5 protein-coding genes are annotated in these 10,390 nt (G+C 61.6%); 4 read left to right on the top strand and 1 reads right to left on the bottom strand.

Annotated features, from left to right (window positions below):
- The 3 genes from AAFX91_RS34245 to AAFX91_RS34235 all read left to right on the top strand — a co-directional run.
- Positions 1–601: zinc-binding dehydrogenase (locus AAFX91_RS34245; protein WP_394569511.1), on the top strand; the 601-nt coding region annotated here is incomplete at its 5' end.
- Between the two features lie 148 nt (positions 602–749).
- On the top strand, positions 750–2,966 hold the full coding sequence (locus tag AAFX91_RS34240) for a helix-turn-helix domain-containing protein (RefSeq protein WP_394569510.1): 2,217 nt from the start codon (positions 750–752) through the stop codon (positions 2,964–2,966).
- 467 nt (positions 2,967–3,433) lie between these two features.
- A complete protein-coding gene (locus tag AAFX91_RS34235; protein ID WP_394569509.1) occupies positions 3,434–6,178 on the top strand; it encodes an ATP-binding protein in 2,745 nt (914 codons plus the stop codon).
- Between the two features lie 515 nt (positions 6,179–6,693).
- Here AAFX91_RS34235 and AAFX91_RS34230 read toward each other — a convergent pair.
- Complete coding sequence (locus AAFX91_RS34230) at positions 6,694–7,377, bottom strand: GntR family transcriptional regulator (RefSeq protein WP_130577602.1); 684 nt, start codon at positions 7,375–7,377, stop codon at positions 6,694–6,696.
- 153 nt (positions 7,378–7,530) lie between these two features.
- Here AAFX91_RS34230 and AAFX91_RS34225 point away from each other — a divergent pair, with 153 nt between their 5' ends.
- Positions 7,531–10,383 (top strand): molybdopterin-dependent oxidoreductase, encoded by a 2,853-nt coding sequence (locus AAFX91_RS34225; protein WP_394569508.1) that lies wholly within the window; start codon positions 7,531–7,533, stop codon positions 10,381–10,383.
- Positions 10,384–10,390 lie beyond the last annotated feature (7 nt).

The following is a 10,390-nucleotide window of genomic DNA, read 5'->3' as shown; positions in this document are numbered from 1 at the left end:
ACGCAACCTCGGACCGGCCGACAGTCGGAGCTACATCCGTCAAGCGAAAGTAACATCCTCAGGTGAGGCAATACGCGTCGCCATCATCGGCGGCGGGACGGTTGGTCAGCTTGCGGCCCTGTCGGCGCAAGCCGCGGGAGCCGGCGCCGTCATCGTGATCGAGCCGAGCAAGGTACGACGCGCATTCGCCCGCGCCAATGGCAGCCTCGCCGCCACTCCGGAACAGGCCTCCGCACTGGTCGCCCGCTTGACCGATGGAGAAGGTGTCGACGTGGTCGTCGAGGCCGTAGGCAACACCGCCGCCTTGTCTGTCGGATTCGACCTGGTGCGGAAGCGCGGTCGCATCATCTCGGTCGGCGCGCATGCAGCCGAAGGCTGGTCATTTCCCCTCGCAAAGAGCTTTGCCAATGAGCTGACGCTGAGCTTCGCCATAGGCGATTCCATCCGTCTCCGTTCGCGCCTGCTGTCGCTGATCACGACGGGCGTTCTCGATCCCACGGTGGTGGTGGATCGCAGGATTGGATTTGCCGGCGCGGCCCAGGCCTATGCCGATCTCAAGGCGCAGGGGATCATGAAAGCCGTGATCGATCCCCGGATCTGATTGAGATCAGCCCTGCCCCGGTTGCCAAATTGGGCCAACCAGAGCAAGCTTCCAGAAGCGGCAGCTATACTGCATCGCACAAGACAAGGTTCGCGACAACGACGAACAGTTGCAGTGTCGGATTCTGGGCCGCGCGGGAGGAGTGTCCATGAGCAGGACCGCGCATTTCGCGCAAAGGGAAGCGCTTGCGGATCATCCGGACCTTGCGCTCGAGCCGTTGCGACAGGCGATCGTCACGCTCGCCAACGCAGCCGATCGCGGCCCTCAGGCACTCTTTGCCGAGGCGCGCATCCTGTTTCGCAACCTCCTCGCCGCCCGCGATGTCCGGCTTCTCGTCCGCTCGGCCGGTGCCTGGCGCGAGTGGGAGAAGCTCAATGATGGCGCCGACGAAGCCCTGATCGAGAGCTTGCCGGATGCGTTGGCGGATATCGTCCATTTCGACGATTCCGTTTTCGTCCCGGTCCAGGTCGGCAGCGTCGCCCTTCTGGTCGAGGGCATCAACAATCCGGCTGCGCTGCACGGCAGCGCCGCGACTTTATCCCGCGTCCTCAGGCTCGCGATCGCATCGAGCGAGAGCCAGCACGGCAACCCCGACAAGCTAGAAGCGATCCGCGTCTTTCAGCGCGTGGCAAACAAGATCCTGAAGAGCAGAAACCTCCAGGAGATCTTTCTGCAGATCACCCACGAGGCGAAGGCCCGCCTCTCCGCGGATATCTGCGGCATCATGCTGCTGGAGGACGATGCGCTGGTGATGAAGCGCTGCACCGGCAATCTGGCAGCAGAGACCGCGTCGCTGAGCATGAAAGCCGGACAAGGTGTCGGCGGCCGCGTCCTCGAGACCCGCCAGCCCTGCTCGATCGAGGACTACGTTCAAAGCGAAATCATCAGCCGCGACTTCATGAGCCTTGCGCGCGCCGAACGTGTCCGTTCCGCGCTTGCAGTCCCCCTTATGTCCCAGGATCAGGTGATCGGCGTTCTCGAAGTCTGGCGGCGCAAGCCGTCGACATTTACGCCGCAGCATACGGCGGAGCTCGCTACGCTCGCCAATCTCGCTTCGCTGGCGATCGAGAACGCGGCCCTGCTAGAAGCGCGCGAGCTGGCGGCTCAGAAACTGAAGGAAGCCCACGCGGAACTGCAGCAGCGGTACGACGTGATCCGCAATTCCGCCGACCTGCAGGAAAGCCTTATCTTCACGCTCCTCAATGGCGGCGGTCTGTCCGAAATTGCGCAACGCGCGCACGAACACCTCCGCACTCCCGTGCTTCTGCTCGACAAGCACCTCGATGTGCGGGCCTGCCATCCCGAATTGTCCGCCGGAGAAGGCGTGCTCCACGCCATCCGCATCGGAATCTCGCAGAACAGGGGCTCGGAAACCAGATACAGAACGCTCTCCGCAGGGCCGCTGCGCTTCGCCTTTCAGAGCATAACCGCCGGATCGGAACAGTTGGGTTGGGCCGTTCTGATCGATCCGCAGATCGAAGACGAAAGCGCGCAACTCGCCATCACCGAGCTGTGCGTGACTGCCGCGCTCCATCAAACCAAGGAAAGAGCCGCCGCCCGCGCGCTGAGCGACAAGCTTGCCACGCTGACCTGGGATCTGCTGGAGGGAGCGGACCATCTGCGGCAGTTGGCCCTGCAGCGGGCGAAGGAGTTGAACGCCGAGATTCCGGCGGAATATTGCGTCGCCGTTTGTCGCATCGACGGGCTCGACAAGCCTGACCAATCCGGCGTCCTGACCGGCGGAGAAATCGAGGGCCGCCGCCGTTCCGTTGCCGAGGCGCCGAACAATCTGCCTGTGCGCCACATTGCAAAGCTATCGGGACTGCGTGGAAACGAGCTTGCGATCGTCATTTCCACCTGCGAAGCCGTACGGGCCCGCGATTTTGCCCAGAGCCTCATTGCCGAGATCATGCGCCGCGTCCCCGGATCGATCGCGCGCATCGGCCTGAGCCGGAGCTGTTCCGACCCGATGTCGATGCCAGCCGCCTGGAAGGACGCGCGCATTGCACTCGACGTCGCCTGTCAGAGCCGCAAGGCCACGGTCATCGATTACGACGACGTCGGAGTTGCCGGACTGTTGATGAGCATCCGCGACGGAACCGATTTCCAGGGATTCGTCAGCGAGACCGTGGGAGAATTGCTGAAGGAGAAGAGCCCGCAACGCGAGACCCTGTTGCAGACCTTGCGCGTGTTCTTTGCATGCAATTGTTCTCAGCAGGCGGCAGCGAAGGAACTGCGAACTCACCAGAAAACCGTTGCCTATCGGCTCGACAAGATCGAGCGCGTGACAGGTCTGAAGCTCGCTGCACATGAGCAGCGGGTCCTTCTCTATCTCGCGCTGCGGATGAACGACCTGACCGCCTGATCTAGCCGGCCGCAAATGATGGCATCGACGCCCCCTTCACGGCCGCCTGCAGCGGCTCCTTCGGGTAGCCTTATCCGAGGGCGCCACATGGGGAGACGACGCGGTAAATGAGCTTTGGCATCGAATTGCCCTTTCCAAAAAAGCGCAGGCCGCCGCCAGCCTACCCGCCAATGTTGCGAGGACAAATGCTCGGGACGCCGGGCAAAAACAAATATTGCTTCAATATGCAGCCATCGGCGGCGGATATGGCTGGTCCCGGCCGAGCCCCTCCGCTCGCCGCAAGCCCTGCTTGCGGAGTTCGATTTCAATAAATTCGTCAATGGCTTGCGGCAGCGCAGACCATCATCGTTACGGCTGTAACTGCTCAGTCCGATCGCGTCATGATCCAGTAGCAGAGCTCGCCAACATTTGAAGACGGCACAGGCCGCGTCTGGCGGTGCCCTCGCTCACGCGTGCGAGGACGTCGAATGAACATCGTCTCGCGCAACGGAGACCGAAGGATTTGTCTGAAGCGTCATTTACACAACGGCATGATTAGCGTCGCGATCAAGATGATTGTCCTGAGCATCGCAGATCGCATTTCGTCAGCGATCGACGTCAGAGCGCTACTCGCTCGACGGGCGTTGCAGGATCGCGGGCAGAAGGTAAGCAAACAAGTGACTCTTTTATCACGCCTATTCCTGCTGGTGGCTATCGCATTGATCCCAGCTATCGCGATTCAAGCCTACAATGAATTCCAGTTCCGTTGCGCCCGCCAAGTCGAAGTGCAAAACCAGGCACTCAACCTGGCGGAGCTCGCCGCGGCCGAACAGCGCCAGATCGTCCAGGGAATGCATCAAGCCCTGATCGCGCTGTCGGAGCTTCCGGCGATAAAGGTGAAGAACCCAGAAGGATGCAATGCCTATCTCGCCAGGATCAAGCGACGATACCCGGGGTTCATCAGCTTTATCGTGGTCGACACCAACGGTGATGCCTTCTGTGACACCAACAACGATCAAAAGCGATCGACCGCGGCTGGAAGGCCCTACTTCGCCGACGTACTGAAAACCGGCAAATTCACGGTCGGAGAGTTCGCAATCGGTCGGCAGACCGGTCGCAAGGTCCTTCATTTTGCGCTGTCCTTCTATGGCGACGATGCCCGGCTTGGCGGCGTCGTTATAGCCGCCCTCAGCCTGGATTGGCTTGCCGGCTCCATCGCTCAGCAGGATGTGCCGCCGGGGGCTGCACTTGCGATCATGGACCGGAACGGCACGTACCTGGCCCGTTATCCCGATAACGACCGCTTTGTCAGCCGGAGGATACCCGGGGATAACGATCGAAAGCCCGACCATCGGAGCACTGCCGACATCGTCGATCTCGATGGTGTGGAGCGGATCGTCGGCTATTCGGTTTTGCAAGACGGAGGGCTCGTTATCGCCTTTGGCCTCGACAAAGCCCGGGCGTTCACGGAGATCCAGCACGGCACACGGCGTGGCGTCTTCCTGATCGTACTGAGCACCGCACTGGTGTTGAGCCTGACATCGCTGGGAGCTCGGCGGTTCATCCATCGCCCGCTTGAGCAACTGGTCGACGCCGCCAACCAATGGCGGCTGGGCGACCTTGCACGACGCGTCGACATCCAAGGAACATCCGAAATCATCCAGGTCGCCGAAGCGTTCAACACCATGGCCGACGCGCTCCAACGCCGCGAGCACGAATTGTCCGAAGCAAAGGAGAGAGCCGAGGAAGCTGCCGCTCGGTTCACCATGATCTTTGAGAACACCACCGACAGCGTGCTTATCGTCGATCGGGATTGGCGGGTCAGCTATCTCAATGGACCGGCCTCGGCGAGTGTCGCCCACGGCCGGGACATCGTCGGCATGGCCCTTTCAGAAGCCTTTCCGGTCGCCGCCGAGCTGGAAGCCTTGAAGAAAATTCGGGAGGCAACGTCAGAGCGACGGCCGACCTATCTCGAAATGTTTTGCCCGCGCATGGAGGCCTGGTACGCAATCAATGCCTTTCCCTCGAGCCACGGCCTCGCGATCTTCCTCCGCGACATCACCGATCACAAGCAGGCGTTGGAGGAGCGTCGTCTGATGGAGGAGCAGCTCCATCAGAGCCAGAAGATGGAGGCCGTCGGCCAGCTCACCGGCGGCGTCGCACACGACTTCAACAACCTGCTTACGGTGATCTCTGCGAACCTCGAACTCATCGAGGATGCCCCAGATATCGGCAAGATCCGGCAATACGCAGCAGCGGCACGACGTTCCGTCCATCGCGGAACGAAGCTTACGACGCAACTTCTCGCCTTTTCCCGTGGGCACGCATTGAAGCCGGAATTGGTCAACGCCAATCGACTCCTTTCCGAATTCCAGGGCCTCATCCGCCAAGCCGTCGGGAACGGATGCGAAGTCGAACTACGGCTCGACGAAGCATTATGGATGTGTCGCGTTGATCCGTCGCTGCTGGAGACCGCTCTTCTCAACCTGGCCTTGAATGCGCGCGATGCCATGCCCGATGGAGGTGTGCTGCGGATCGAAACCCGGAACATGGTCCAGGACAAGAGCTCAATGTCCGGCTGTCCGCCCGGATCGTATGTGAGGCTGTCCGTCGCAGATACCGGCTGCGGAATGTCCCCGGAAGTGCGGGATCGCGTGTTTGAGCCATTCTTCACGACCAAGGATGTCGGGAAGGGTACGGGACTCGGACTCAGCATGGTCTATGGCTTTGTTCGACAGTCTGGCGGTCATATTGCCATCAACAGCGCACCCGGAGCCGGAACGACGATCGATCTATACCTCCCCAGCGCTGCGCAAGCGCGCGAGGCTGATCCGGAGCGCACTCAACCCCAGGCCATACCGACCGGCACGGAGCGAATTCTACTCGTTGAAGACAACGAGGATCTGCTGGAGGCCACGTCAGCCATGCTGACCACGTGCGGCTATCAGGTTTCCTGCGCCCGGAACGGCATGGACGCGCTTCGGATACTCCAGAGCGGTCAGGATTTTGAGCTCTTGCTGAGTGACATCGTAATGCCCAACGGAATGAGCGGAGTTGAGCTTGCTCGCGAAGCGAGGAAGCTCGGCAAAGATATCAGAATCCTGCTCGCCTCCGGCTATGCGGCGGATGTATTGGAGCGACACAATGCGGTCGGAGAGTTTCCAATTGTCGAAAAGCCCTTCCGCCTGGCAGACCTTGCCCGGCGTCTGCACGCGATGCTGAACGAAGCATGAGCGCTGACCCGTTTACTCTCGATATTGCCGGTCGCGTAGGCCACGAAACCTATCACGGTTTTGGCCCTGACGTCCGACGACGAAGGTTGCCGCAAGGCTGATCGGAACGTCAGACCCACCGCACGAGATCATGATCCGATTAGACGGAATCGGATCATGATCTCATCTCTTTGTTTGAGCATGATCTCCGCGCAAACGCTTCGCGTTTGTCGCGAGGGAAAACCGGTTTCCACTTTTCCGGATCATGCTCTAAGGCTGCAGAAAAGCGATCTCGAAGTGCATGCCGTCCTGGCGCCCGCTGAAGTAGCCACCCCATTGAAGCCGTGCTGGTTGGCGATCGGGACCAGCTTGCGTACACTCCCTCGGCTGCCGACCAGGGCCGGCGTGTTGCCGAACTTGTTAAAGTGTTCATTGATATCGAACGCCGTGCAAAAGGTATGATTGCTTAAGGCCTCAGGACCGCCATCCGCCTGCCCCCAGTCTTATCGCCGAAATCTCCGTCGGCACCTCCCGCGTTAGCGCCCCCGACCGCGATTGGCGGCAATCGGTTCCCGCGGGATCGTCACCTGTGACAACGCTTCGACAAAGATGGGCTCCCAGGCCCTGATATGATGCCTGAGCAGATTTGTGAGAGCCTCCTCCTTGCCGGCAATCGCAAACTCAATGATCTGATAGTGCTCCGCGGTTGACTCATTCTGGCGGGCAAGACCTGCACGCGACTTGATACCGTAAAGTCGCATTTGGTCACGCAATCCCATCACCAACTCGGTGAGGCGTGCATTGTCCGCCGTAGCCGTCAGCATCTGATGAAAGCTTCGATCGGATTCGAGATAGAGCCTCAGGTCTTCCGTTCTCACCGCGCGCGCGATGTCATCGGCAAAGCGATAAAGCCCTTCGAGATCCCTCTTTGGCTTGCGTGCGACGATCGCCGCCGCATGGAGCTCCAGGACTTCGCGGAGATCAAACAGGTTGCGGAGTTCGGTCAAGGTCGGTTCCACTACCTTGAAGCCCCGATTGCGCATGGGTTCGATCAGCCCGCTGCGCGTCAACTCCAGCAGCGCTTCCCGCACGGGAGTCGTCGAGATGCCGAGGCTCGTGGCCAGCGTCGGCACGGAATACATGGTTCCCGGCATGCTCTGGCCGGAAATGATCTCGGCCCGCACCTGCTGCACCACCTGCTCCCGCAAATTCTGCTCCATCCCCCCTCCCGCTCCGTCGGTTCCAGAGCCCTCCGGTTTAGCAAGTGCAGCACAATAAATGCGCTTGACGGAGGATATGCCCACAGATCATGCTGTGTAAAGCGTTACAGTAACGCGCTACACTGACTTCTATGTGACACGGTTTCATTCACGATGGCTGAGCGCATCCCGGGCTATTGCACGCTCTGCCGATCACGGTGCGGCTCGACCATGGTGGTCGAGAATGGCCGGCTGATCAGCGTCGAGAGCCTGCAACGGCATCCGACCGGCGGAGCGCTATGTGCAAAGGGCCGCGCCGCACCGGAGATGGTCCATAGTCCGCGGCGGCTGACCAAGCCGCTTCGTCGAACTGCACCGCGAGAAGCAGCCGATCCGGGCTGGACCGAAATTTCCTGGGACGAGGCTCTGGACGACATCGTCCAGGAGCTCCGCGGCATTCGCAAAACATCCGGCGCTGAAGCCGTGGCCTTCGCCGTCACCACGCCCAGCGGCACGCCGATGGTCGACAGCTTCGAGTGGGTCGAGCGCTTCATCAGGTGCTTCGGCAGTCCAAATCTGATCTACGCGGTCGAAATCTGCGGCTGGCACAAGGACTATGCCCATGCCCTGACTTTCGGCCGCGGTATCGGCTTTCCCGATTATGAGCACGCCGACGCCATCGTGTTGTGGGGACACAATCCTGCCCGCACATGGCTCGCCCAGGCGACCCGTATTGCCAATGCGCGACGACGCGGAGCGCGGGTTGCAGTGGTCGATCCCAAGCCGAACGGATCCGGACAGGACGCTGACGTCTGGCTACGCATCCGCCCCGGCTCGGACGGAGCCCTGGCCATGGGCGCAATCCGGCATCTCATCGCGACAGGATCCTTCGATGCGAGCTTCGTCACGCGCTGGACCAACGGGCCTTTCCTGGTCGACACCAATACAGGCCGCTTCGTTCGTGCCAACGAACTCTGGGACAATCAATCGTCGGAAGCTTTCGTCGTGCTGGATCAGTCCGGAACGGCGCGGGCCTACGACACCCGCGCTGCGGCTCTCGATCCTGCGCACTGCAGGCTGGATGGCCGGACGACGCTCGCCGCGCGCGATGGTCGCGTGATCGCTGCGGCGACCGCTTTTCGTCTGCTGGCTACGGAGGCTGCCCCCTACACCATCGCTCGCGTCGCCGAAGTGAGCTGGCTCGAGGAGCGCGACATCGCGGCGTTCTACGGCCTGTTCAAGAACAGCGCAAGGCTCGCCTACCACTCGTGGACCGGCGTCGGCCTGCATACCAATGCGACGATGACCGAGCGGGCGATTGCGACGCTCTACGCGCTGACCGGCGCCTGCGACCGGCCGGGCGGCAATGTCTGGCCGGTGCCGCCACCGACACGGACCGTCAACGACTATGCCTTGTTGCCGCCGGAACAGAAGGCCAAAGCGCTCGGCATCGACGAATTGCCGCTCGGGCCGCCAAGCCGGGGATGGATCACGGCGCGCGATTTCAGTCGCGCCGTGCTCACGGGCGAGCCCTATCGCGTCCGGGCGCTGATGAGCTTCGGTACGAACTTCATGGTTTCGCAGGGCCACTCCTCGCGTAATCGGGAGGCACTGCGCGCGCTCGACTTCCACGTTCACGTCGACATGTTCATGAATCCGACGGCCGAGAATGCGGACATCATTCTGCCGGCCAATATGCCGTGGGAGCGGGACGCCCTCAAAATCGGATTCGAGATTACGCAGGATGCCGTCGAGACGATACAATTCCGTCCGCAGATGCTTCCGCGTCTCGGCGAGTGCAAAGCAGACTATGAAATCGCAGCCGAGCTCGCCGTCAGGCTGGGCCTGGCAAACGAATTCTTCGGTGGCGACATCCGCGCCGGCTGGAACCATCAGCTCGCGCCGCTCGGCGTAACGGTCGACGAACTGCGTCAGCATCCAGAGGGCCTGCGCTTTCCCCAGCCGTTTCGGCACGAAAAATACGCACTGCAGCGGGATGACGGCACGATTGCGGGCTTTGCCACGCCCACCCGCCGCGTCGAAATCTATTCGGAATTGATGCTCGATCATGGCTACGCACCGCTGCCGAGCCATATCGAGCCTGCCGAAAGCCCGTTTGCGGACACCGCCGACAGCCGTTTCCCACTGGTGCTCACCACAGCCAAGAGCGGTTGGTTCGTGCACAGCTCGCACCGTCATATCGCCTCGCTTCGAAAGAAAACGCCAGATCCCGCGATCGAGATCAGCGGCACGCTCGCGGCGCGGCGCGGTCTTGAGGATGGCGACTGGGCGATTGTCGAGACGTCAACGGGAGAGGTACGGCTGCGCGTGCGGCTGAACGAATCTCTCGACGATCGCATCGCCATCGCCGAGTTCGGTTGGTGGGAGGATTGTCCGCCACTGGGCCGGGACGCGACCACCCCCGCCGGATTTCCGACATCGAACATGAACGACGGCTTGAGCGACGCGACGCGTGATCCGGTCAGCGGCTCGGTGCCGCTGCGGGCGATACGTTGCGACATTCGCAAGGACGAGACCGCGAGCCGTGGCCGCTGGGTCGGCCAGCGCGCTTTCTCGGTCACCGCCATCCGCAACGAGTCCAACGATGTCGTCGCGCTCGATCTCATCCCGCGCGACGGCGGCGCGCTTCCCGCGTTCCGGCCGGGACAGCACGTCATGCTGGGCCTGCCGGGAATCGATGTGACCCGCGCCTATTCGCTGACCGGTCATGACGGCCAGGATGTCCTGTCGGTCGCAATAAAGAAACGGCGTTCCGACGATTTGGCCCTCACCCGCGACACCGGTCATCTTTCCGCTCATATCCATCGTCTGACCGTCGGTGATGAAGTCCGGATCGAGGCGCCGAGAGGAATTTTCACCCCACCGCTGGCGGGACCCCGGCCTCTCATTTTTCTCGCGGCCGGCATCGGCATTACACCCTTTATGAGTCATCTCGAAGCGCTAGGCCGTGTGGACAGTTACCTTATCCAGAGCAGAGTGGCGGCAATGGCGACGACGGCGAAGTAGTTTCGCG

The organism is Bradyrhizobium sp. 31Argb (genome assembly GCF_043638955.1).
Taxonomy (GTDB): Bacteria; Pseudomonadota; Alphaproteobacteria; order Rhizobiales; family Xanthobacteraceae; genus Bradyrhizobium.
The sequence above is the reverse complement of the archived record's forward strand: the minus strand, read 5'-3'. Positions and strand labels throughout refer to the sequence as shown.

Excerpts from the sequence above, each read along its gene's own strand:
- AAFX91_RS34240 (WP_394569510.1), top strand. The coding sequence starts at position 750 with ATGAGCAGGACCGCGCATTTCGCGCAAAGGGAAGCGCTTGCGGATCAT.
- AAFX91_RS34235 (WP_394569509.1), top strand. The coding sequence starts at position 3,434 with ATGAACATCGTCTCGCGCAACGGAGACCGAAGGATTTGTCTGAAGCGT.
- AAFX91_RS34230 (WP_130577602.1), bottom strand. The coding sequence starts at position 7,377 with ATGGAGCAGAATTTGCGGGAGCAGGTGGTGCAGCAGGTGCGGGCCGAG.
- AAFX91_RS34225 (WP_394569508.1), top strand. The coding sequence starts at position 7,531 with ATGGCTGAGCGCATCCCGGGCTATTGCACGCTCTGCCGATCACGGTGC.